Below are 24,788 nucleotides of genomic sequence, written 5' to 3'. Positions count from 1 at the left end.
CGGTCTTTTTGTCTGATTTGCTTATTTTTGCCTTATGAAAAATATTATTGTTACCGGAACCAGTAGAGGAATTGGTTACGAATTAGCGTTACAATTTGCTAATGCAGGAAATCAGGTTTTGGCCATTTCCAGAAAAATACCTCAGACACTTTTAGAACATCAAAACATCACTTGTCTTTCAGTCGATTTGGCTGATGAAGCTGCTTTGCAGGAAGTAGATGGTTTTCTTTCTTCGACCTGGAAAAAAGTAGATGCTGTAGTGCATAATGCAGGCGCTTTATTATTGAAGCCTTTTGCAGAAACCACTCAGGCTGATTTTGAAAGTATTTATAAGGTGAATGTTTTTGCGGTTGCAAATCTTACCAGAATTTGTTTGCCTTATCTTCAAAAAGGAAGTCATGTTGTTACAATTAGCTCAATTGGTGGTGTAAGAGGAAGTCTTAAATTCGCAGGATTGGCTGCTTACAGTTCAAGTAAAGGTGCAGTAATTACGTTAACCGAATTATTAGCTGAAGAATATAAAGAGCAAGGGATTTCATTTAATGTTCTGGCTTTGGGTTCAGTTCAGACAGAAATGCTAAATGAAGCTTTTCCAGGTTATCAGGCGCCAATTTCTGCTGAAGGAATGGCAACTTATATTTATGATTTTACATTAAATGGAAATAAATATTTTAATGGGAAAGTGTTAGAGGTCTCGTCTACGAATCCTTAGTTAGTTATGAATTATAAATTATGAATTATGAGTGAGAGTATTGTGAAAACTAAGAGTTTTGAATTAGCTATTAGAGGAGTTAATTTTTATAAATGGTTAGTTTCGGAAAAGAAGGAATTTATAATGAGTAAACAATTTTTGCGTTCTATTACTTCTGTTGGTGCCAATGTTCGTGAAGCGGTCAACGCACAAAGCAAGGCAGATTTTATTCATAAGTTATCAATTTCTCAAAAAGAATGTGATGAATCTATGTATTGGTTAGAAATTTTAAATGCAACAAACTATGTTTCTGCAATAGAGTTTGAATCGATGCACAATCAATGTGGTGAAGTACTAAAAATCATTAAAAGTATAATAATTACATCAAAGAAAAAACTCATTCAAAACTCATAACTCATACTTCAAAACTCATAATTATTGTGATCGAAACATTAGCCAGATATATCCCGGAACATGCTGTAAAGCCTGTCTTTGATTTGATTGTTGCCAATCAGGTGCATCTTAAAATCGTAAATGAACGCCAAACGCGTCATGGAGATTATAGGAGAGGACCAAGTGGTAAACATGAAATTACGGTAAATGCCAGTTTAAATAAATATCGTTTTTTGATTACGCTGATTCATGAGATTTCGCATTTGGTGGCATTTGAAAGGTTTGGAAGAAATATAAAGCCACATGGAAATGAATGGAAGCTTACCTTTCAGCGTATGATGATTCCGTTTATTCGTCCGGAGATTTTCCCGGGGCAATTATTGCCTTTATTAGCGAGGCATTTTAAGAACCCATCTGCGAGTAGTGATACCGATACTACTTTGTCTCTGGCTTTAAAGCAATACGATGCGCAAAACGATAAAAATTACGTTTTTGAGATTCCGTACGGAAGTGTGTTCAGAATTAAAAATGGTAAAATATTCAAGAAGTTAGCGGTTAGAACCAAACGTTTTGAATGTATTGAGATAAGTTCAGGAAGAACGTATTTGTTTAATCCAAATGCTGAGGTAGAGTTGATAAATTCGAATTAAATTAAATTCCAATCCCGAAGCCTCGGGATAAATTCCAATTCCGCACGAAAATTCAATAAAGAAATTCCAAATTCCAATACTGATACGCAGTTGGAATTTGGAATTTTTTTTATTGGAATTTCTTTTTTATGATTCGAATTTAAAAAAGGTGCTAACCTTTCAAATATGCTTCTCTCACTTTTTTAAACAGGTTCGAAGAGTAAACAAACTTCACAATATCTTTGTTGTCTGTTCTAAAGATTTCTTCTTTGGTTCCCTGCCAGGCTTTTACTCCTTTTTTCAGGAAAACAATATTTTCTCCAATTTCCATCACCGAGTTCATATCGTGCGTATTGATTACGGTTGTGATATTGTATTCTTCGGTAATTTCTTTAATCAAATTATCGATCAAAGTGGAGGTGTTTGGATCTAAACCTGAGTTAGGTTCATCACAAAACAAATATTTCGGATTGTTTACAATCGCACGGGCAATCGCCACACGTTTTTGCATACCTCCGGAAATTTCAGAAGGTAATTTTTTATGCGCGTCAACAAGATTTACTCTTTCTAGCACAAAATCAACACGCTCCTGAATTTTAGCTTTATTATCGTTGGTAAACATTTTTAGAGGGAAAGCAACATTTTCTTCAACAGTCATTGAGTCAAATAAAGCGCTTCCCTGAAAAACCATTCCAATTTCAGTTCTTAATTCTCGTTTTTCGTCCGGGTTTAATTCAGAATAAACTCTTCCGTCAAACTCAATTGTTCCGGAATCCGGAGTGTGAATTCCTAGTAGACTTTTTAATAAAACAGTTTTCCCGGATCCACTTTGGCCAATAATTAAGTTGGTTTTCCCAGTTTCAAAAACAGTTGAAATTCCTTTTAAAACTTTACTGTCGCCAAATGATTTTTCTAAATTTTTTACTTCTATCATTATCCTAATAATAATTGAGTTAATATATAATTAAAAAGAATGATACAAACAGATGTCCATACAAATGAAACCGTACTTGCTTTACCAACTTCTAGTGCGCCACCTTTCATGTAATATCCGTGAAAAGATGGAATTGTAGCCAATAACATTGCGAATATTAAAGTTTTAATAAAGGCATAAGTGATATGAAAAGGAATAAATTCCATTTGGGCACCCTGAATAAAATCTTCACTAGTCGAAAATCCGCCATAAGCACAAGCCAGCCATCCACCAAAAATACCCAGAAACATACTAATCCCGATTACAAAAGGGTACATTAATAAAGCTACTATTTTTGGGAAAACTAAGTAGTTTAATGAATTAACTCCCATAACTTCAAGAGCATCAATTTGTTCTGTAACACGCATTGTACCAATACTGGAAGTAATGTAAGATCCCATTTTTCCGGCCATAATTACCGAAATAAAAGTAGGAGCAAACTCCAATATAACAGATTGACGTGTGGCAAAACCAATTAAATATTTTGGAATTAATGGATTAGTTAAGTTTAACGCAGTTTGAATAGCAACAACTCCTCCAATAAAAAAAGAGATAAAACAAACAATACCAAGAGAGTCGATTATTAAATCGTCGATTTCTTTAAAAATCAATTTTTTCATCACAGACCATTTTGTCTGTTTGTTAAAAATTTCTTTCAGCATTAAAAAATATCTTCCTAGTTGAGATATATAACGAATTAGCATCATAATTTTTGAAATATTGGCTAAGGTAAAAAGAAGTTATGAGTTTTGGGTCATGAGTTAAGCATTTTCGGTTGTTTTCCGAGTTAGATTAACTTTTGTTTCATTTTTTGAAAACGATAATTTCTTATAAATTTAGCTTGTTCTGGTGTAACTAATAATGGTGTTTTGGCTTTTTTTGCTTTCCAGAACCCTCTTATATAGTCTAAAAATAAAAATGGTTTTTTCTTCATCATCGCCAATTTTGCCGATGCAATTGCGGTAATCCAAAAACCATATCCTAAAGTATAAAAAGCTTCGCCTTGTTTATAACGAGCTGTTTTGTTGTAATTTGCACCAGTTGGTTTAAGGTGCTTTACGTGTAAAGATTCATCGGTAACTATTTTCCAATCATAGTATTTACAAAGCAATTCGTCTACCGTATCCCAGCCCATTGCAGGTTTTAATCCTCCAATTTGCTGGTAAGCTGCTGCGCGATATGCTTTCAGTGCGCCACGAATATGATCTTTGTCGGTTAGGTTTTCTAAGATCCAATCTCCATTTTTTTCGATGTAACAAAATCCACCGACCATTCCAATTTTTGGATCAGATTGAAAGTGACGAATGATAGTTTCAAAATAATTTGGAGGAAAAATTAAATCGCCGTCTATTTTTACAATAATATCATAATCAGAATCAAGTGTTTCATAACCTTTCTGAAAAGCCTGAATCACTTTACTTCCGGGCATATGAATAGCATCTGAAGTTTTGTTTACAACAGAAATATACGGATTGTCCTTGGCAAAACTCAAAACAACTTCTTCTGTTTTATCTGTAGAATTGTCATTTACAACCACAATTTTTGAAGGCAAAACGGTTTGCGATAGCAAAGATTGCAAAGTCAGGCCAATAAGATCTTGTTCGTTGTGCGCGGGAATAACGATATAATACTTCATTTTAAATTCCAATTTTTTAAATTCCAAATTCCAACACTTAAAAGTAAAATCCAATCTTTTTTAAATTCCAAATTCCAACTTTTACCGATACGGTTTAAATTGGAATTTGGAATTTATTTTTTGGAATTTGCCGTTAGGCTTTTATTTTCTCTGCCACAACAATATAATATCTGGGAGTGAAATATCTTAATAATGGTCTGAAACCAAACTTTTTTACCGGATGTGTAAATTTTTGGCGATCGGTTATTTTCCAGCCTGTTTTTTCTAAAAGCCAGTCTAATTGCCAATCTTCAAATTCATGGTAATGTCTGTCCCACATATCTGTTTTAGAACGATATGCCGGAGAAAACCATAAACGTAACGGAATTGAAATTAACAATTTGTCACATTTCACATTTTCAAGAATCGTGTACGGATTTAGCAAATGTTCAAAAATTTCGAATGCAGTAAAAACAGTATATTCTTCGGTTTGCAAAGCCGTTTGATCGTTGTCTAAATCTTCGCCTTTGGTGTTTTTTACGGTATAACCATTTTCTTCCATTATTTTAGAAAATGGATTGGGTACACCAAAATCAAAAATGGTTTCTGATGTCTTAACGTGTTTTTGTAAAAACTCTAAAGTAAGTTTGAATCTTTTATTCGGAAACGTTTTTTCGTACATAGTCGTTGCGAGGAACGAAACAATCTCTCGTTCTTGATTTTATAATTAGGTCGCAAATATACTAAAAAGTCCGCATTTTAAGATGCGAACTTTTTTAAGTTTTCAGTCTCAGTTTACAGTCACAGTATTCAGAAGCTGAAAACTGTGACTGCGACTGTAAACTAATTTAATATCGGTAAACAAATGCATTAACATTCATTCCTGCTCCAACTGAAGCAAAAATAACAACGTCGCCTTTGTTGATTTCGTGATTTTCTAATTTTCCCTGAATCAATAAGTCAAATAAAGTTGGTACAGTTGCAACGCTGCTGTTTCCTAAATCATGAATACTCATTGGCATAATATCTTTAGGTGCAGTTTTATCGTATAGTTTGTAGAAACGTGCAATAATTGCTTCATCCATTTTTTCGTTGGCCTGATGAATTAGAATCTTTTTTACTTCATCAATACCGATTCCGCTTTTGTCTAAACAGCTTTTCATGGCACAAGGAACCTGGCTTAATGCAAATTCGTAAATCTTACGACCGTACATTTTGATATATTTAATATCCGGATCTAAATCTGGGTTGTATGATTTTCCGAAGTATAAAAAGTTGGCTTCATCATTGGCAAAAGTGGCACTTTCGTAAGATAGTAAACCTGTTTCGTCATCAGAAGCTTCTAAAATTGAAGCACCTGCACCATCAGAATAAATCATAGAATCACGATCGTGATCGTCTACAACTCTTGATAATGTTTCGGCACCAATTACCAGAACACGCTTTGCCATGCCTGATTTGATGAAAGCATTGGCTTGCAAAACTCCTTCGATCCAGCCCGGACATCCAAAAAGAATATCGTAAGCGACACATTTAGGGTTTTTGATATCCAGTTTGTTTTTTACGCGAGTTGCTAAACTTGGTAAAATATCAGATTGATTTGTTCCGGACTTTACATCTCCAAAATTATGTGCAAATATGATATAATCTAATGTTTCACGATCGATTTTAGCATTTTCAAGTGCTCTTTCGGCAGCAAAAAAGGCTAAATCAGATGAGGTATGTTGATCTTCGGCATAACGACGGTTTTCGATCCCGGTAATACCTTTAAATTTTTTAATTACAACTTCGTTAGGGTAAGCAAAAGGAGTTCCGTCTTCGTTTAGAAATACGTGATCACCAAAGTCAGTATTGCTTACTTCTTTATTTGGAATATAGCTTCCGATGCCTATTATTTTTATTTTCATTATTCAGTAATTATCCGATAAATTTATTGCTAAAGTATAAATAATTTCATGATAACTATCATAAAAAATACTATGCATGCATATAATTATGAAATAATAATTATTTGTGGGATTTATTGTTAATTTTCTAACGAATTTTAAGTTTTATCGAGATTTCAAACGATTGAGATTTGTTTTCAGGTTTATTTTTTTTTAGAAAAAATGTAAAGTTTTTTTGTGTTTTGTTACAAATAAAACCGAAGTTTCAAAAAGTGTTAAAAAATAGAAAGCCTTATGATTTATTTTGAAGTTTTGTAGCCGTTCATGTGGTTTTTGAATGAGGATAGAGGCAATGTCATCAAGTTAAGCTTTTTTAAGATAAAATTAATCTCGCAAAGCTTAAACACAATATTGTCATTTCGACGAAGGAGAAATCTCCGCGAGAAGCTCGACAAAGATTAGGCTTTCGTTGCGGAGTACGTACGAAGATTTCTCCTTCGTCGAAATTGACAATATGTTACGGAAATTTAATTTGTAGTTGCTCGCGTGAGGGATAGGAGGAATCCGCCGCCGCGGACCGGATAGCCCGACAGTATTTAAGAAAAGGCCTCATAAGCGCAAAGTTGATTTGGCCCTTTTTTAAATACTGGCACGCCCAAGTACTATTTTAGATTATAGATTTCTGATTTTAGATTTGTTTCAAGTTTCAAGTTTCACGTTATGCGGGGACTTGAAACCTGAAACAAAATAAAACAAAAAGAAAACCCGACAAGTTAAAAGACCTGTCGGGTTTGAATATATAATTCGAAAACTATTTCTTAGTTTTCCATGTAAGCTTCGATAGGAGCACAGCTGCAAACTAAATTTCTGTCTCCGTATGCGTCATCTACACGACGAACAGATGGCCAGAATTTATTTTCGGCGATGTATTCTAACGGATAAGCTGCTTTTTCTCTGGTATAAGGGAAAGCCCAATTATCTGTAGTTAACATTGCCAATGTGTGCGGTGCATTTTTCAATACATTGTTTTTATCATCGGCAGTTGCAACCTCAATCTCTTTTCTGATTGAAATAAGAGCATCACAAAAACGATCTAACTCTGCTAAATCTTCAGATTCAGTAGGTTCGATCATTAAAGTTCCTGCTACAGGGAAAGAAACCGTAGGAGCGTGGAAACCGTAATCCATCAAACGTTTCGCGATATCACCCACTTCTATTCCGTTTTCTTTGAATGCACGACAATCTAAAATCATTTCGTGAGCCGCTCTTCCACATTCTCCTGTATAAAGAATTGGGTAGTGTCCTTCGAAACGTGCTTTCATATAGTTAGCATTCAAAATAGCATGCTCTGTAGCACTTTTTAATCCTTCGGCACCCATCATTGTGATGTAGCCGTAAGAGATTAAACATACTAAAGCTGATCCGTAAGGTGCAGATGAAATCGCTGTAATAGCTTGTTCACCACCTACTTTTAAGATTGGGTTTGTTGGTAAAAACGGAACCAGTTTTTCGTTTACACAAATTGGTCCAACTCCAGGTCCACCGCCACCGTGAGGAATAGCGAATGTTTTGTGTAAGTTTAAGTGACAAACGTCAGCACCAATTGTAGCAGGATTTGTTAATCCAACTTGCGCGTTCATGTTTGCACCATCCATATATACTAATCCGCCGTTGTCGTGGATTAATTTTGTGATTTCAATAATTGAAGATTCGAAAACTCCGTGAGTAGAAGGGTACGTTACCATTAAACAAGACAAATCATCTTTGTGTTCAATCGCTTTTTCTCTTAAATCTTCTACGTCAATATTTCCTTCCGGAGTAGTTTTAGTAACTATGATTTTCATTCCGGCCATCGCTGCAGAAGCAGGATTTGTTCCGTGTGCTGATGAAGGAATTAAACATACATTACGGTGACTTTCGTTTCTTGACAAATGGTAAGCGCGAATTGCCATTAACCCTGCATATTCTCCCTGAGCTCCTGAGTTTGGCTGTAATGTTGTTCCGGCAAATCCGGTAATTACATTCAATTGCTCTTCTAGTTTTTTAAGCATCGTGATGTAACCTTCTGCTTGTTCTACTGGTGCAAATGGGTGAATGCTGTTCCAGTTTGGCATTGATAGAGGCAACATTTCTGAAGCGGCGTTTAGTTTCATTGTACAAGAACCCAATGAAATCATCGAATGATTCAACGATAAATCTTTACGTTCTAATTTTTTGATGTAACGCATGATCTGACTTTCTGAATGATGATTGTTGAATACATCATGTGTTAAGAAAGAAGATGTTCTTTCTAGAGAAGCCGGTAATTGACTTGCAGCAGTTAATTCAGAAACAGTAAAAGTTTCTTTTCCTAAAGCTTCAGCAAAAATCGATATGATTTGATTGATATCAGCAACTGAAGTTGTTTCGTTGAATGAGATCGAAATGGTATCAGCATCAACATAGTAGAAGTTAACTTCATTTTTCTCAGCAATCGCTTTTACTTTTTGAGCATCTACTTTTACTAAAATAGTATCAAAGTAAGCCGTATTGGTTTGAAAAACGCCTAATTTATTTAAAGCCTCAGCAGCAGTAACTGCCGATGCGTGAACTTTACCAGCAATATATTGTAAACCTTTTGGTCCGTGGTAAACGGCGTACATTCCAGCCATAACCGCTAATAAAACCTGAGCGGTACAAATATTTGAAGTCGCTTTTTCACGTTTAATGTGCTGCTCACGAGTTCCTAACGCCATACGTAAAGCGCGGTTTCCGTTTACATCGATAGAAACTCCGATAATACGACCTGGCATAGATCGTTTGTATTCGTCTTTAGTTGCAAAAAAAGCAGCGTGAGGACCACCATAACCCATTGGTACACCAAAACGTTGTGTAGTTCCAACCACTACTGCAGCTCCCATTTCTCCCGGAGAAGTTAAGGCAGCTAGTGATAAAATATCGGCAGCAAAAGCTACTTTGATTTCATTTTCTTTTGCTTTAGCAACAAAAGCGCTATAATCGTTTACCTGACCGTATTTACCCGGATATTGTAAAATAGCTCCAAAAAACTCATTTGAAAAATCAAATGTTTCGTGATTTCCAACAACTAATTCAATCCCGATAGGAGTTGAACGTGTTTGCAGTATCGATAAAGTTTGAGGTAAAATTTCTTCAGAAACGAAGAATTTGTTTGTATTGTTTTTCTTTTGGTCACGTGTACGAACATCAAATAACAATGCCATAGCTTCGGCAGCAGCAGTTCCTTCGTCTAATAAAGAAGCATTTGCAATTTCCATTCCTGTAAGTTCAATAACTGTAGTCTGGAAATTTAAAATAGCTTCAAGACGACCTTGAGCAATTTCTGCCTGATAAGGTGTGTAAGCGGTATACCATCCCGGATTTTCGAAGATATTTCTTTGAATTGGAGCCGGAACGATAGTTGGATGATAACCCAAACCAATATAAGATTTGAATACTTTATTTTTCTTTCCTAATTCCTGAATGTGATTTGCAAATTCGTACTCCGTCATTGCAGGATCTAATTTCAAAGGTGCTTTTAAACGAATGTCATCCGGAAGGGTTTCGTAAACAAGTTGTTCGATCGATTCAACCCCAATAGTTTGTAACATGTGTTGAAGATCTGTTTCTCTTGGGCCAATGTGTCTTAAAGCAAAAGCATCTGTTTTCATTTGTAGCTATATAATTTTTTAAGGGCAATGCAATTCGCGAGGTATCTTCTTTGACTTAATCAAGTGTAATACAAGGTTTATTACATTTTATAGTAAATGTGTTGTTTTTTTGTCGCGCAAAATTAAGTATTATTAATAATTTAATAGGTATTTTTAACTTCAATTTTTATGAAATTTACAACTAAAGAGTTGATTTGTTAATAATTGATTAGATTTAAAGAATGAAACTACTAAAACAGATATTCGATTTTTACCTCAATAGCAGTATTCATGTGGCTTTATCCTGTTATGCTTTGGTTCGTGTTACGTTTCATGTGTTTCATATTCAGTATGATGAGCCAATGGCTTTGTTCGTTTTTTTTGGAACAATTGTGGGGTATAATTTTGTTAAATATGATGCGTTGGTTCGCGTGAAGAAAAAACCAATCGGAATTCAGTTAAAAATTATCGCTGTTTTAAGTCTCATTTCACTCGTTTTAGTAGGCTATTATTTTTTCCATCTCAAACGAATTACTCAAATTGTTTCGGTTATTATTTTTGCCATCACTGCACTTTATACTTTGCCTTTTTTTCCTAACAGAAAAAATGCCCGAAATTGGGCAGGAGTAAAAATTTATATTGTTGCCCTTTGTTGGGTAGGAGCGACCTTGGTTTTACCTTATATAAATGCTGAAGTTCCGTTTATACCAGATTTTTTCATTAAATGTATTCAGCGTTTTGTCTTGGTTTTTGTCTTGATTCTGGTTTTCGAAATTTTAGATTTGGCCAATGATGATCCGCATCTCAAAACCGTTCCTCAAACAATAGGCGTAAAGAAAACCAAGATTTTAGGATTTTTATTATTGATTCCGTTTTGGATTGTGGGTATTCTGACCTTTACTTTTCATGAACTCATCATAAACCTCATCATGGTTGTAATGCTCATGTTGTTTATTGCTTTTGCAAACCAAAATCGCTCCAAATATTATACTTCTTTTTGGGTAGAAAGTGTACCGATTTTTTGGTGGCTGATGATTGTTTTTCTTTAGAATACGCTAATTTATGGACATGTATCTGCTGGCAATGTCATTAAGTTAAGGGAATCTATAAAATTACTTATCAGTTTAATCAAGAAAGTAATTAGAAAAAATCTGTTTTTATCAGCGTTTTCGCTTTAGCGAATCAGTAAAATCAGCGTCTAATTTTGACGCAGATAAAACAGATTTACTTCGTGAAAACGCGGATAAAAACGGATTTGATTTGGAAATTTTATTTTTTAAAAACTTTACTTAATGGCATGTCCTCAATCCCTCACGCAAACCGTAAAGCGATAAAATTCATTTTCAAAAGAAAGTTAATAGATCAATTTATTTTATTAAAATCTGCAGAATCTGCGTGAGAAAAATTATTTCGTCTTTTGTTCAGCAAGAGCTTTATTCAAATCAGCTTTAGCTTCACTTAGTTTTTTCTTTTTCTTATCGATTTTTTCCTTGCTTTCGTTGTTTTTAATTGCTTCGTTCAAATCGGCAGTTCTTTCGTTTACTTTTTGTTGTTTTTCTTTTACTTTTTTGTCAAGATCTTTGTTTACGGTTTTCGTTGTACAGTTCTTTTTAGTTTGAGCTATAGCATCTTCAACACCTTTTATTTGGTTTTGATTTCCGGCTTTTTTAGCAGCAGCTAATTTTGTGTTCAATTCACATAATTTTCTTTCACAGCCTTTTAGAGTAGTGCAATTACTTTGCGCGAATCCAATAATCGAAAAAGTGAAAAATGCTATCGATAAAATTTTAGTTTTTAGAGTCATAAGTTTATTTTTAATGATTTGCAATTGTTGCAATACATATAAAAGTAAGAAAATTATTTTAAATCAGTTTGTTTCGAAAAAACGTGGGGTCTTATTTTTAAAAGTAAATGCAATGAAAAAGGTAGTTACAATATCATGTTTTAAGATTATTGAATAACGACCTTTTTGTGTTTTTTAAGTAACTACTTTTTAATAAATGTACTATTTGAAACTCCGTTATCTGATTTTATTTTTATAAAATAAGAACCTGAGGGTAAGTTCGAAACATTAATTTGAGAAAGCGCATTGGCATTTGGATAAGATAAAATGATCTGACCAAGCGTGTTATATACATTTAAAGATTTAATCTCCTGATCTTGTTTTTTGCTTATAAATAAGATGTCATGTACTGGATTAGGGTAGATAATAAAATTACTTGTAGTTGAGAAATTGGGATTACTAAGTGTTCCTTCAATTTTTGTAGTAGCTGTATTTGTTACTATTGCAGAATTATAGTCAAAATAAATACTCGAAGAATTACTAAATTCGTCTCCTGCCTTTAAAGTAGATTTTGTTTTAATTTTAAAAGATACATAACCATCATTATTAGCATCGTCAAAAGGAAGATCAATACCTTCAAACAAAAACTCCACTTTATTACCATCAGCAATTTTTGTGGTAAATAAATGACTTCCGGTTTGCGGGATTAATGTAGTTATATCAAACTTATTTGTGTCTATAACATCTCTTACCGTTACATTCTGTGCTTTGTAAGTGCCTGAATTTTCAAAGCGAATTACATAATGCACATAGTCACCAATCTTTGAAGATTGGACTATTGCTCCTTCTAAGCATGTTTTATCATTAGGATCAAAAGAATTTACTACAACATGATCAAAGTTAAAAGTATTGTCTTTAGGAGCCTCATCAGTTGAAGATGACGTAATTTCTGCAGTATATTTTAAAATAGTTCCTCCATTTGCGGGAGGTGTATCTGTTGGTTTATTAACACGAATGTTAAGTAGTATTTCACGAGTTTCAAGTGGAGATAAATTGGTAAAATTCCATTTCAAATTACCAGTAGTTTTGCTGGTTGTGGTTGGAGATGTTAATAGAACATCTAATATGCTATCATCAAAAGTGAAATTTACTGAGCCCGACTGAATCTGATTTCCTTTGTTTTTGTAAAGTATCTTATATTTACTTATAAAGCCCGGTACTGCCGAATTTATTGGTATGAAACTAATTTCTAAATCAGGATGAATACCATTTGGTGTAAAACAGAAATTGGTAATTAAAGGACTAGCCTGAGAAGGAAAATTGGCACTTATACTTTTAGGCTGAATATTAAAATATTCCGGATTTTCTAATTTAGGTGTAATGGTATGTTTTCCAGATGGCAGAGGAATGGAATAATTTCCGGTATTATTGGAAATAAACACTGAATTAACGGAGTTGGCTGCTATATCAAATTTTAAATTAGGAAATACAATATCGTTTACATCACATCCATTATTGGTATAGTCAATTTTGCTTTGACCATTTACAACAAATGCATCTCCTCCAAGTAGTCTTACAGAACCATTGCACCAGGCACCATTATAATTGGTGAACGATCCGGTTACAAGGATTTTTCCGTCAGCTTCAATAAATACAGATTCTACTTTAGCATTAAAACCTGTTCCAATATTAAAACCCGGATCAAGTGTTCCGTCTGCATTTAATCTTAAAAGACCTCTTGTGCTAACATTATCGAAATGATTAAATCGTCCGGCGCATAAAATTTTTCCGTCAGCTTGAATAGCAAAAGAATTTGAAACAGCATTATCAAATTCTCCGGAATTAAATGATGTATCAATGCTTCCGTTACTATGCATTCTTTTAATTCTATTATCATCTGGAACCAATATTTTTCCATCCGGTAATAAAGCAAATTTTGCAAATAAGCTGGGACCAGCTTGAGGATTAAACGAAGTATCTATCGTTCCGTCAGAATTTAGTCGAAATAAGCCGGATACATTGATAAGTATTTTACCATCTGGCTGTACTTCAATTTGTGTTGGTCCGGAGCCAATATTGGTGGTAGTACTAAAAGTACTGTCCAGTTCTCCATTGCTATTTAGGCGAATTACTTTGCTCTTAGTAGGTATTCCTCTAAAAGTATCAAAATAACCTCCTACTAATATTTTACCATCAGGTTGTAATGCTACAGATCGTATTGCAGCATCTCCATCGCTAAAGGTAAAACTTTTACCAATATTAAACGAAGTGTCTAGTGTATAGTCACTATTTAATCTGACTAATCCATCTGCGAGAACATCATTATAGGTATGAAAATCTCCCACTAGTATCATTTTTCCGTCTGGCTGTATAACACCATCCAAACAAGAAGTAGCTTCTGTTGGTCCTGATGAACCTACCGGTTCATTATCAAATGCTCCAAATAAATTGGTATTTATCGCAAGACTTCCGTCATTGTTTATGGTCTTTAAACCTCTGTGGTAAGGTGCTCTTGATTCTCCTATAATATTGAATTTACCATCTGGTCGTTGAAGTATTTTTTCTGCATTAATTGTTGAACTTTTCTCTCGATTTACTAATTTTCCCTTACTGTCTAATTCAAAGAAAGTTTTGATATCATAACTATTATAAACTAAAAGATTGATATAGGAACCATTAATAACATTAGAAGCACAAACTAAAATGTTCCCGTTAGGTCGCAGACTTATTGCGTTTATTCCTGCATTGGTTCCTGTGCCGGTAACAAAAGTATTATCAATAGTTCCGTCACTGTTTAAACGAATCAAATTTCTCGACGGAGCTCCTTTATATGGAGGGAATATTCCTCCAACTAATATTTTATTATCTGGCTGCGCTAAAACAACAGTAACTTTGGCATTAGCACAATACCCAAGATATTCTCCAATAAGTTCCGGACAGGAAAATGATGTGTCAAGCGAACCATCGAGATTTATTCTTACCAAATAGTTAACAGAGACATAAGAGGTGTATTTTGATCCATAAGATCGAAACGATCCTCCCACTAATATTTTTCCATCAGATTGAATATCTACAGAATTTATACCACAGTCAAAATAGTTGAAGCCTGGTTCGTAGCCGGATACGGGATAGCCGGTGGGATTTATTTTAAAAGCCTGCTGACCATCATAATCATAGGCACCTATAACCATTTTGCCATCCTTATCTACTGCAAAAGCAATTGCCGAATTACCATAAGATCTGGAAAAAGAGTCAGGATCGCCATTTGCGGTCAGCCTGCTTATTCTTGATCCTGCTACAGTGTAAATTTTATTATCCGGACCTGTTTTTACTTGCTTAATACCACTATATTTTGCTTCTGTAGATTTAAAAGTAGTATCTAAGCTCCCATCAGCATTAAATCTTAGCAATGAGCGATCTATTTCAGTGCCATTATACGAAGTGAAAGAACCTGCAACCACTATTTTTCCTGTCGATTGTAAAGCAACAGAATAAATTGGCCCTACAAGCTTTTTGCCAATATCAAAAGTACTGTCGTATGATAAATCTGAGTTAAGCCTGATAATACTGCCTGTTTTAATAACGACACTATTCCCTGTGCGATAACCGGTAAATTCACCAACTAATATTACTTTACCATCAGATAGAGTAATGCTTGTTGTTACATTGCCATCTAAAATTAAGTCATGATCATTGTAGTCATAACTTAAATCAATTTCTGCAGGATTTTGTGAATGTAATAAGGAGAATAAGAAAAAAAATAACAGTAAGTAGAGTTTTTTCATGCAAGTCAGGTTTTGGTTTTGGAATTTTTAGTTGCTTGTAAATGTAAGTTTATTTTTCATAAAGGGAAATAATAAATTTATTTTAAATCTGTTTTTCCGAAACTTCTTTCAGTACTTTATTTCGTTCTAAAAGAAATTGAGTCAGATGTTTTTCAAGAAATAAAATATCGAAAAGTTCGCCAAAAATTCCAAATGGAGTTTCATATTGCAATTTGTCTTTCATGATTGTAACGCCGTTTTCTTCTTCAAAAAAATGTTCGTGTCTAAAAGTTTTAAATTTCCCTTCTTCCATTTCATCCACAAAATAATCATAAAAATCCATTGCTGTAATCTTGCTTTTATGGGTGAGATAAAAGCCAAAATGTTTGCCACGCCAAGTTACTGTTTCGTTTAAATTAATCAAACCAAATGTTACGCCGGCAATTGCCTTTTCATTTGTAGGACTTGCAGATTGTTGGTGAATATCTATGTTTCTGGATGCATCGAAAACGGTTTGTTTTGGTGCTTTTATTTTTGTGGTGAGGTGAATTGTGGTCATGGTTGGTGTTGGTATGAGTTGTATTTGTCAAAATTTAAAACTTTGACGAAGATTTTATATTGTTATTTTTTTGGATGATTTAATAAAGCATATATACTCATAGTAGTAAGTCCCTGCGGGACGATGTATTTATGGAAAAATAATGGATTTTATTGAAAACCCCATCTGGGTAATATATAGTAGTAATAAAAATATGTCGCTCCGCCGGAGCTTAAAGGTGGGTCTGATTATTGATTTCTATAAATATGGCGCTCCTCTGGAGCTAATGAAAGAACGTGTAGTATGTTTTCTGCAAATATTTTGCTTCACCTAAGTTTTAAAGAAATCTATTCTGCGTTTTCTTCTTCATCTTTAAAATTCAACTTAAAAAATAATCCGCTAATAATAGATGAAATGGAATAAGATATTGCAATATCCAACCACATGTATCCTTTTATGAGATATGAAGTTATAAAAATACCGCTCACGGCTATTGAAATTAAAATGAATTTTGAAAGTAAAATTGGTAAGTCTTTTTTAGAAAAATAATTGTAAGCGGAGGCATAGATAATATAGGTGGGGATTGAAAAAAGCAAACTAAAAATAAAAGCTAAGGGAAATACTTCTAATAAGCCTACAATTTTATTTGGATGTAAAACTATAATATACATTATTAGTTGACAAATAACTGGACCTAGTAACAATGTGAGGATCCAATGTTTAAATAAAAAAATCCAATCTGTATTTTGTTCTTTCATTTCTTTAATAAATTTGTAAAAGCCTCGTCAATATCTCCAAACTTAAACTTAAACCCATTTTCTAAAAGCTTTTTCGGAATCACATTTCTGCTTTTCAAAACCAATTCAGCTTCTGTTCGAATAAAGAAAGATCCAATTTTTAGTAAAAAAGTATTTACCGGAATTCCGAAAGGAAAACCAACTGCTTTTCTAAGCTTTTGCATAAAATTAGCATTGCGAACTGGCTCAGGAGAAACAACATTAATGACTCCGGTAATTTTTCTTTCGATAATAAAATCAACCGCATTGGCAAAATCTTCTTCATGAATCCAGCTGATGAATTGATTTCCTTTTCCTTGTTTTCCGCCAAAACCCGTTTTTGCCAAAGTTTTAAGCGGAATAAAAGCACCGCCGTTTTTTCCTAAAACAATTGAAGTTCGTAAAGCGGTTTTTAAAGTATTAGGAGTTTCGGTTTTAAAGAATGCTTTTTCCCAGGACAAAGCGACGTTTATAGAAAAATCATTCCCGATTTCTCCATCAATTTCATCCATTTGTTTATCCAAAGAAAATCTATAAATAGTAGAAGTTGAAGAATTTAGCCAGTGTTTTGGTGGGGTTTTACAATTCAGAACCGCTTTGTTTAGAATCTTTGTGCTTTCAATTCTTGATAATAAGATTTCTTTTTTATTCTTTTCAGTATAACGACAATCAACAGATTTTCCTGCCAGATTTATTAAAACCGTTGCATTTTCAAGTTCATTTTCCCAACCAGAAAAAGTTCTGGCATTCCAGTTTACATATTTTATTCCGTCAATTATTTGCGATTTTCCACGGGTCAGAATTACAATTTCTTCAAATTTATTTTTGAAATGATTGACTAAGACTTGTCCTAAAAATCCTGTTCCGGCTGCTATGATAAGTTTGTTCATGGTTTTGTGATTTTTTTTGCCACGAATTCCGCGAATTTGCACTAATTTTTAAAATATTAATTCGTGATAATTCGTGAAATTCGTGGCGACTTTTAATATGAAATTATGCTTTAAAAACCAGTCTTTCTTCTTCCTGCGCTTCTTTGGCTTTTCTTTTTCCTCTAAAGAAAAAATACAAATTAAAGAATAACATTACGCCAAGATAAATAGAAAATCCGCCAATTTTGTAGCTTAATCTTTCAATTAATTCCTGATAACTATTGTTGCTCAATTGCAGTTGCAGAATCATTAAGGCAAAACCAATGTTTAAAAGGTAAAAACCTGTTTCGAAAAGTCTATTCGTAGCTTCGGCAATTTCTTCTCTTCCCTTAAAAATATCCAGCATAAAGATTTTTCCGTTTTTAAAAAGTGTTTTAGAAACGTAATAAGTAAGGAATAAAGCGATTGGTAAATAAATGCCGTAACCAATTAAGATTTTTGTAGTTTCCATGATATTTAATTTAAGGTGTTATTTGATTAATTTATGAATGTACTTGGTTAAAATGATGATATTGAAATAATGTAATATCGAAATGATGAAAATTATAATAGCTGTTTTTACTCCGATCGTTTCAATCAATTGTGCCGAAGATGAAATTTTCTGCCAGGAAATAAGCGTCATAGCACAATACCCAATATTTAAAAGATAATAAGCCATAAGCAAAACCTGATTGATTTTTTGACAGATATCTGCATGATTTGGAATTAATTCTGCAACAAAAATATTTCCGTTTTTGTAGCATATTTTTCCAACTTTCAAAATGATGAAAACCGTAACTCCGAGATATATAAAATATCCAATGATGTTGAGATTCATGATTATAGTAATTTATAATGTCCAATTAAATTATAAAGAAACAATGCTGTATTTACAGTTGCAAACAATACAAACAATGTGTTCATAAAGTAACTTCCAATTTTGAAAATTAGTTTTTGAGGAATTTGATACATCGGATAATAGGCAATTTGAGTTGCTACTTTTCCAACCCAATACATAGCAATTAATCCCGTTAATGCAACAGCCAAAGCTGATTGTTCTTTAAGTTCTGTTGTAAATAGAATCGCGATTAATCCAAAACAAAAATTTAATCCCTGAATGTATCTGCCATAAGTTTTTGCAATTTCCTGATTAAGTGGCTTAAGTTGTTTTACATCGTTGTACCAATCAAAAACATTATGACGAATATAAGGATAGATAAGTGCTGTAAATATTTGGCCTAGTCCGCTTACGATTATTAACCAGTTGGGTATAGTTGTGTTCATGATTTTCGTTTTATAAATTAATAACTATCAATTGTAGCTGTAAGATTCTCCAAAACTTGTATTTCTGGCAATTTGCGTTTGTTTTTTACTTTAATTGCAGATCCTTTTGCAAGGAAAACTGAAGTTGGAAAAGTAGTTTCTAAAAACTCAAAATCACTACCGTAATTTTTCTGAAAATCAATATCTATTTTATGATTTAGAACTTTATATTGTTCCCATCTTGGGTGTTGAACTTCATACTCAAAAGTAGTTTCGCTATCAATTTTGGTATATCCAAAATAATGTTCTGTGATAAATTCAGCTTCAGAATCAATTTTAATTTCTATTGAATTTTTTTCAGTTTCTAATTCAATAGTATTCCACTTTTCGTTACTCTTCCATTGATAAATAAAAGTATTGGTAGTTGTATTCTCAATGATTTGATGTCTCATTTTCTGCGTTTCATAATGTTCCTGATACAAGGTATTGGCAATAAAAGTGATCGCTTTTTTAGGAACAATTTCTTTGATAAAAACAACGCCGCGTTTCCATTCGCCGTTTTCAAAACGTTTTACGTAAAATCTTAAATTGATTTCTTCAAAATTTACATGAAACGGAACTTTAATTCCTAAAACCTTTGTGTTTTTAAACATAAATCCAACCAGACTCACATAACATTTGTTATTCCAAAAATCTATTTCAGTTCCAGCGGGAAGATATTTTTCTAATATTTTAGCATCAACTTCATAATTAAAGAGTGCTAAGTTTTTCCATTCTGCTTTTAAGAAGTTCATTGGTACGCTTTTTTATAAGTTATGATAGAAAAATAGATGGCCAGAATTATTGGTATTATAAATAATAGGAAATAAATAAATTCAAAATGCATTATAAAAGCATTAACGGGCCAAAGCAGGAAAAAGAAAATAACTCCGTTTACATAAGCCTGAAGATTTTTGTCATCTGGTTCATCGATTAGCATTTTTATTCCAAAAATTAATTGAAACAAACCGGTAAGTATGGTGAATAAAAAACCAAAACATGCTAGTTCAGAACTTGTAAACAGCCCTATTGTAATAAGTATTATGGGTGTAGCAACAAAAAAGTAGTTGAGGTAGTTTATAGCTTTCATAGTTATTGATTGTTTTAAACTTTCAGAAAAAAATGAAAGTTTTAATTAAATTTTTTTACTTCATTATTTTTAAAACCAAACGGCCTAACCAATTATCATTAAATTCAGTCATTTTGTCTAACATATTATCTGCTTTTAAAACGAAATCATACAATTTAGAGGTCTGATCTACAAAATGTTTTTCTTCAGCCGAATTGTTGGCATCAATTGTCGAAACTTCTTTTAAAATTTTAAGCGCAGGTTTAATTTCTCTTTTGCTTCTTTCTCTGGCAATTTTTACAGCCAATTCGTCAAGATCTTTTTCGGCGGTAAAAAACTCTCTTCTTTCTCCGGTTTTGTATTCTTTATAAACAATTCCCCAATCCATCAAAGCTTTTAGGTTCATACTGGTATTGCCGCGGGAAATTTGCAATTCGTCCATAATGTCTTCCATAGAAACAGGTTCGTTCGAGACCATTAATAAAGCATGGATTTGTGCCATGGTTTTATTAATTCCCCACTGAGAACCTAATGCTCCCCAGGTTTGTACAAACTTATTTTTTGCTTCTTTGAATTCCATAGATCAAATGTAAGTAAAAGTTTTTAAACTTTCAAAAATAAATGAAAGTTTAATTTAAAAAAGTTGTTTTATTTTTTCAAATCAGCAGGAATAGGTGTTTTTACGTGCGAAATTTTTCTGTGTCATTCATTATCTCATTCATAACCAATAATTTCCACTCTATATCATTTTATTAATTATGCCTGTTTATTTGATATAGTTTTGAAATAGAAATCATCCCAAATCTATTATTCAAGATGTTTTTTAAACACTAAATAATACGATTAACAGATTAAATAGGTGGAGCAGAAACCACTAAAAAAAACGAGGCGTTCCCGAAAAGCCTTATGAGTAGGAAACCTAAATCAAAAAGTTATGTCAGATTTATTAGCAGGTGCTTATTTAGCACAAGGCACAATTGGAAATGTTGGAACACCAGGTGCTCCAATTGCAAAATTTAGTTTAGTAGTTGTACCATCACAACATACTGTTACAGGTACAGTTGTAATTACTCAGGCAATACAAGGTCCGGATAGTCATATTGTTGTTAACGTAAAAGGAAAAATATATGCCGCAGGAATAGGTAAAGTTACACAAGTTGTTAGTCTTCAGGGACAATATATACACTCTGTTCCTCCACCGGCAATTGGTTCATTTTTAGCCAATTTTGATGCTCATTTAGCAATCGATAATGCTTGGAACGGAACTGGAGGTTTTTCATATTATAAACATAATATTGAAAATGTACCGGTAGCGGCAGCAAAAAACTTAAAAGAAGAATTGGTTTAAAAATTAATTTCTCCCCAAAAACAAATTCAACAGGATAGCAAAAATTTCCTGACTCGATAAGAGTTTTGATTTAAAGATCGCCTGATTAAGGCGATCTTTTTTATTGAATTTCCCCTGTTTATCTAATCAATTTAAACCTATAAGAAAATGAAAAAAAAATACGTTATCATTAGTTTACTGCTTATCATAATAATAGCAGTTGGTTTGTGGTTGTTTCTTTTTAATAAAAATAACGGAATATATCAAGATGGAGCTTCTTATGCAAATGCATCAGCAGATTCCTGTAACTGTGAGACAAGTTGGTTTCCGCATGAGCAAACTCCAGCTCCAAAAGAAGGTGACGGAAGTCCGTTTGATAATGAAAATACAACAAATTGTGATTTTCATCAATGGTCGTGGCAAAAGTTTTTGTGGGTAACAAAGCCATTGTCAGGCGGAAATCTGTTTTTCTTGGATTCTCTCGATTTGGTTACTCCGCAAATGGAACCTGTTGCGCCACAATTGGGGCTTAAACTTACGTTGAGTTCTATTAACCAGGCTGGTTTTAGTGCTGTTTTACGTTCTAATCCTAAATATAATAATGCTGCAGCTGCAGATACAGTGTATTATTCCATTCACGTTAATGCATTGCTAAAAGACAAAGCTGTTTTAATGGCTTCTTTAATCAATAGCGGAAAATTACCGGTTTCTAATTTAGAGACATTTCCTGTTGGAGCTTTAGAATTAAAAGTTTCCTGGATTAATATAAACGCAATTGCCAAAGCGCAGCAACAGAATTATTTTACCATTAAGGCAGCTGTTCAAAATAGTAAAGGACAATATGTCGAAAAAACTATGGCATTGCTGGGAATGCACGTGGTAGGAGTTGTAAAAAATCATCCCGAATTTATCTGGGCAACTTTTGAGCATAAGGATATGGCGCCAGTTTACGATAAGAAAACCAATTCGGTAACGGCGGCAAATGAAATGTTATTTTACGAAAAAGGAACAAGTAGTGGTATAAGTGGTATCAAATGGATTAGAAATGCAACTTCGCCAGTTGTCGAGAATAAAGCCTTTATTCTGTATGAATATGGAGTTCCAAAGAATTTAAATACGGGAGACTTTATGGCAACAAGTCAGGCAGAACCTGCTAATTTTAATAATATTGAGGATATCAATAAATGTGTAGCGTCTAATTTGAAAGATGTTTTTAAAAACTATTTTTACAATGGTTCTGTCTGGTTAAATTTTGATGGGGTTTCTTCTGAAGGTCAGAAAAAAGCAATTGTAACAAGAGATATTGCAAGTGCACTTCCGGATTCGTTAGCCAGAGGTTCTGTTAATTTGGCAAACATTACTATGGAAACCTACACCCAGACTTTTCAAAAGGATTTGCATGATATTAATAATAGTAATTTAGTAAGCTGCTTTTATTGTCATCAATCTGCAAATTTTGATAAAAGCAGACCTGGAAATTCCCCTTTGTTTTTAAGTCATTTATTTGGAGATTATTTACTGTTTACCAAACCAGCCACAGCGCTTACGGGTAAAAATGCCAATAATTTAGATAATTCACGTGCAAAACGTATTAAAGAAATAGAAGCATTGAAAACGCAGCAGCTTGTTGATTTTATTAATGCTAAGAAGTAAAAAATAACCGTCAGTGTTCAGCAAAATCTTGGGTGAAAAATAAAAATGTCGAAGTTTATCTTCGACATTTTTTATGACTTTTGTTGTCTTTAAAAATAAAGTTCTTTTAATTTAGGAAATGAAATTGTTTTTAAGTGATTAACGAAATGATGCGAAAACCGAATCTATTATTTCCTTAAAATGATAGATACACCACTGCTAAAAGAGGATTGCGACTCAGGTTCGTATTTTGTCAGCTTGAAAGCAAATGTGTATTTGCCATCTTTTGGCGCAGTAAATTTTTTATTTTCAAGTTCAAATTCAAAATTTTCCTTGTGTATTATGGTATCTTTTTCTTCAAAAGTTTTTTCAGTTATGTCTTCAGAAGTTGCCGTAGCGTTTATTATATGATTTTTTTCATAAGTGAATCTACTAATACTATCAAATTCAATTGTTTTTTTATTTTCTTCAATCAAATATTTAATGGTGTATTCAGGATATGGAGTACCGCTATTTATTTTCGTCCAAAATGAAATGGTTTCTCCTTTTTTTAAATTGATTTCACCTGAAGAAGTAATTTCTTCTTTTGTTACTGGTACTTCAATTAATTCTTTCCCAACAGAATGGCAACCGTAGAGTGTTAGTAACACTGTTAATACAATCGTTTTTAGTATGATTTTCATATTTATTTTTTTAGGGCAGGAATGTCTAATGTTTTGTTTTTTGAATAATAATTGAACATTTTAATGTAGAAGTCCCTTGTAAGATCTGAGACCTCATTAGTAACTAAGTAAAAACTTTTTCCTTCATATTGTACATTACAAATCAATTTTTCAAAAACACGATTATTGTATCCTGAATCCGTAATTTTTAAATCCGTGAGATTATCAATTTGGGTAAAACTATATTTATTTGAGAGTGAATATCTGGAACTAAAAAAAATATTATCGAAGTCGGAACTGATTTTCTCAGGAATTGTGAAGTTTTCTAAGGCGTTTGTTTTTACTGCATTTAGAAAATTAAGATAAGTAAAATCCATTTCATCATTTGTTCTGTAAAATGTGACATAATCATAGTTTCCCTCTGATCTTGGTGAAACGGATTGGTTGATGTCTAAAAAAGCTTTCATTTCTTTATCTAATTTATTAAAAATAGATTTGAATAAATAGATTTCAGCCTGAGGTGTATTCAAAACATATTCTTCCCAGGAATTGAAAGGATTTTTTTTGAAATCTTTCTTTAATAAATTTTTGCCATTTTTAAGCATATGAAGCGCCAGATTTTCTTTTTCAGGAAATTTAGCAAAATGATCTACTTCTCCGTTGTAAATAATATAGCTTTTTGAGGTAGAATCGTACTCGTAATGTATTACGGTAAAATTTTCGCCATAAATAATACTATTAGAATCTTCAAAGTAAATATGATTTTCTTTAACAATTTGTTTTTTGATTTCGGCTATAGTGACCAAATTAAGATTTTCTTCTTTGACAATGTAAACGCTTTGTGAACAAAGCCTTTCACGCGGGAGTAAAGCTGAGGTTAAATCAATAGCGATTACATCTTTTAGGGTTTCAAAATCTATTTTCCCAAATTTCAAATCAATATTACCCTGCTCGTAGACGGTAACTGTAGAAATATAATTGTCCGGAATAGAAATATTGAATTTACCTGGTTCAGAAAATGAAGCCAGGTTTACTTTTGAATTCAAAATCTTTTGAGCTTCTTGTTTGTTGATTTTTGTCGCTTGTGCAGTTAACTCATTATTGCCTTGATTTTCTTCAAGATTATATCTTTTGCAACTTAATATTGATAAAAGTAATACTAGTAAATATATTATTTTGATAATTTTCATAAT

At 33.0% G+C, this 24,788-nt stretch carries 25 protein-coding genes; 6 read left to right on the top strand and 19 right to left on the bottom strand.

What is annotated here, in order from left to right:
- Positions 1-34: 34 nt before the first annotated feature.
- The 3 genes from LNP81_RS02575 to LNP81_RS02565 are packed head-to-tail and all read left to right on the top strand — an operon-like array spanning position 35 to position 1,734.
- On the top strand, positions 35-712 hold the full coding sequence (locus tag LNP81_RS02575) for an SDR family NAD(P)-dependent oxidoreductase (RefSeq protein WP_230033209.1): 678 nt from the start codon (positions 35-37) through the stop codon (positions 710-712).
- 27 nt (positions 713-739) lie between these two features.
- Positions 740-1,105: a four helix bundle protein gene (locus LNP81_RS02570; RefSeq protein WP_230033207.1), complete on the top strand. Its 366-nt coding sequence runs from the start codon at positions 740-742 to the stop codon at positions 1,103-1,105.
- Between the two features lie 26 nt (positions 1,106-1,131).
- Positions 1,132-1,734: a SprT-like domain-containing protein gene (locus LNP81_RS02565; protein WP_230033205.1), complete on the top strand. Its 603-nt coding sequence runs from the start codon at positions 1,132-1,134 to the stop codon at positions 1,732-1,734.
- A gap of 151 nt (positions 1,735-1,885) precedes the next feature.
- On the opposite strand, the gene LNP81_RS02560 is transcribed toward LNP81_RS02565, so the two are convergent.
- From LNP81_RS02560 to gcvP, 6 genes are all read right to left on the bottom strand, one after another.
- Positions 1,886-2,647: an ABC transporter ATP-binding protein gene (locus LNP81_RS02560; RefSeq protein ID WP_072960471.1), complete on the bottom strand. Its 762-nt coding sequence runs from the start codon at positions 2,645-2,647 to the stop codon at positions 1,886-1,888.
- On the bottom strand, positions 2,647-3,393 hold the full coding sequence (locus LNP81_RS02555; protein ID WP_072960475.1) for an MlaE family ABC transporter permease: 747 nt from the start codon (positions 3,391-3,393) through the stop codon (positions 2,647-2,649). The genes LNP81_RS02560 and LNP81_RS02555 overlap by 1 nt, the downstream gene beginning before the upstream one ends.
- 80 nt (positions 3,394-3,473) lie before the next feature.
- Positions 3,474-4,322, bottom strand: coding sequence for a glycosyltransferase family 2 protein (locus LNP81_RS02550; protein ID WP_230033203.1), 849 nt, complete (start codon positions 4,320-4,322; stop codon positions 3,474-3,476).
- A 133-nt stretch (positions 4,323-4,455) separates the two neighbouring features.
- Positions 4,456-4,983, bottom strand: coding sequence for a methyltransferase (locus LNP81_RS02545; RefSeq protein WP_230033201.1), 528 nt, complete (start codon positions 4,981-4,983; stop codon positions 4,456-4,458).
- Between the two features lie 166 nt (positions 4,984-5,149).
- A complete protein-coding gene (locus tag LNP81_RS02540; protein WP_230033198.1) occupies positions 5,150-6,208 on the bottom strand; it encodes a 3-oxoacyl-ACP synthase III family protein in 1,059 nt (352 codons plus the stop codon).
- A gap of 797 nt (positions 6,209-7,005) precedes the next feature.
- Positions 7,006-9,855 (bottom strand): aminomethyl-transferring glycine dehydrogenase, encoded by a 2,850-nt coding sequence (gcvP, locus tag LNP81_RS02535; RefSeq protein ID WP_230033196.1) that lies wholly within the window; start codon positions 9,853-9,855, stop codon positions 7,006-7,008.
- Between the two features lie 221 nt (positions 9,856-10,076).
- Between gcvP and LNP81_RS02530 the strand changes: the two genes are divergently transcribed.
- Complete coding sequence (locus LNP81_RS02530) at positions 10,077-10,883, top strand: UbiA prenyltransferase family protein (RefSeq protein WP_230033194.1); 807 nt, start codon at positions 10,077-10,079, stop codon at positions 10,881-10,883.
- Positions 10,884-11,239: 356 nt separating this feature from the next.
- On the opposite strand, the gene LNP81_RS02525 is transcribed toward LNP81_RS02530, so the two are convergent.
- The 11 genes from LNP81_RS02525 to LNP81_RS02475 all read right to left on the bottom strand — a co-directional run bounded on the left by LNP81_RS02525 (position 11,240) and on the right by LNP81_RS02475 (position 20,554).
- The gene (locus LNP81_RS02525; protein ID WP_230033192.1) at positions 11,240-11,638 is read right to left on the bottom strand and encodes a DUF1090 family protein; all 399 of its coding nucleotides are present in this window, start codon (positions 11,636-11,638) and stop codon (positions 11,240-11,242) included.
- A gap of 182 nt (positions 11,639-11,820) precedes the next feature.
- Positions 11,821-15,402 carry a DUF7619 domain-containing protein gene (locus tag LNP81_RS02520; RefSeq protein ID WP_230033191.1) on the bottom strand — a complete coding sequence of 1,194 codons (3,582 nt, stop codon included), beginning with the start codon at positions 15,400-15,402 and terminating at the stop codon, positions 11,821-11,823.
- An 82-nt stretch (positions 15,403-15,484) separates the two neighbouring features.
- On the bottom strand, positions 15,485-15,940 hold the full coding sequence (locus LNP81_RS02515) for an SRPBCC family protein (protein WP_230033190.1): 456 nt from the start codon (positions 15,938-15,940) through the stop codon (positions 15,485-15,487).
- Positions 15,941-16,266: 326 nt separating this feature from the next.
- Positions 16,267-16,677 carry a hypothetical protein gene (locus LNP81_RS02510; protein ID WP_230033189.1) on the bottom strand — a complete coding sequence of 137 codons (411 nt, stop codon included), beginning with the start codon at positions 16,675-16,677 and terminating at the stop codon, positions 16,267-16,269.
- Positions 16,674-17,585 (bottom strand): TIGR01777 family oxidoreductase, encoded by a 912-nt coding sequence (locus LNP81_RS02505; protein ID WP_230033185.1) that lies wholly within the window; start codon positions 17,583-17,585, stop codon positions 16,674-16,676. Before LNP81_RS02505 ends, LNP81_RS02510 begins: the two co-directional genes overlap by 4 nt.
- 103 nt (positions 17,586-17,688) lie before the next feature.
- Positions 17,689-18,075: a hypothetical protein gene (locus LNP81_RS02500; protein ID WP_230033184.1), complete on the bottom strand. Its 387-nt coding sequence runs from the start codon at positions 18,073-18,075 to the stop codon at positions 17,689-17,691.
- Between the two features lie 18 nt (positions 18,076-18,093).
- Positions 18,094-18,441 (bottom strand): hypothetical protein, encoded by a 348-nt coding sequence (locus LNP81_RS02495; protein ID WP_230033183.1) that lies wholly within the window; start codon positions 18,439-18,441, stop codon positions 18,094-18,096.
- Positions 18,442-18,443: 2 nt separating this feature from the next.
- On the bottom strand, positions 18,444-18,887 hold the full coding sequence (locus tag LNP81_RS02490) for a hypothetical protein (RefSeq protein WP_230033182.1): 444 nt from the start codon (positions 18,885-18,887) through the stop codon (positions 18,444-18,446).
- A gap of 17 nt (positions 18,888-18,904) precedes the next feature.
- Positions 18,905-19,660, bottom strand: a complete 756-nt coding sequence (locus tag LNP81_RS02485; protein WP_230033181.1) for a YqjF family protein — start codon at positions 19,658-19,660, stop codon at positions 18,905-18,907.
- Positions 19,657-19,995 (bottom strand): hypothetical protein, encoded by a 339-nt coding sequence (locus tag LNP81_RS02480; protein WP_230033180.1) that lies wholly within the window; start codon positions 19,993-19,995, stop codon positions 19,657-19,659. The genes LNP81_RS02485 and LNP81_RS02480 overlap by 4 nt, the downstream gene beginning before the upstream one ends.
- Positions 19,996-20,050: 55 nt before the next feature.
- A complete protein-coding gene (locus LNP81_RS02475; RefSeq protein WP_230033178.1) occupies positions 20,051-20,554 on the bottom strand; it encodes a GbsR/MarR family transcriptional regulator in 504 nt (167 codons plus the stop codon).
- Positions 20,555-20,908: 354 nt separating this feature from the next.
- On the opposite strand from LNP81_RS02475, the gene LNP81_RS02470 reads away from it, so the two are divergent.
- Positions 20,909-21,322: a DUF1842 domain-containing protein gene (locus LNP81_RS02470; RefSeq protein WP_230033176.1), complete on the top strand. Its 414-nt coding sequence runs from the start codon at positions 20,909-20,911 to the stop codon at positions 21,320-21,322.
- A gap of 147 nt (positions 21,323-21,469) precedes the next feature.
- Positions 21,470-22,954 (top strand): hypothetical protein, encoded by a 1,485-nt coding sequence (locus LNP81_RS02465; RefSeq protein ID WP_230033174.1) that lies wholly within the window; start codon positions 21,470-21,472, stop codon positions 22,952-22,954.
- Between the two features lie 167 nt (positions 22,955-23,121).
- On the opposite strand, the gene LNP81_RS02460 is transcribed toward LNP81_RS02465, so the two are convergent.
- Both LNP81_RS02460 and LNP81_RS02455 read right to left on the bottom strand, forming a co-directional pair.
- A complete protein-coding gene (locus tag LNP81_RS02460) occupies positions 23,122-23,616 on the bottom strand; it encodes a hypothetical protein (protein ID WP_230033171.1) in 495 nt (164 codons plus the stop codon).
- A gap of 2 nt (positions 23,617-23,618) precedes the next feature.
- Positions 23,619-24,785, bottom strand: coding sequence for a hypothetical protein (locus LNP81_RS02455; protein WP_230033170.1), 1,167 nt, complete (start codon positions 24,783-24,785; stop codon positions 23,619-23,621).
- Positions 24,786-24,788 lie beyond the last annotated feature (3 nt).

Origin of the sequence: Flavobacterium piscisymbiosum (assembly GCF_020905295.1) — a bacterium.
Lineage (GTDB): Bacteria > Bacteroidota > Bacteroidia > Flavobacteriales > Flavobacteriaceae > Flavobacterium > Flavobacterium piscisymbiosum.
Note: the sequence above shows the minus strand (reverse complement) of the source record. Positions and strands in the feature narration are given on the sequence as shown.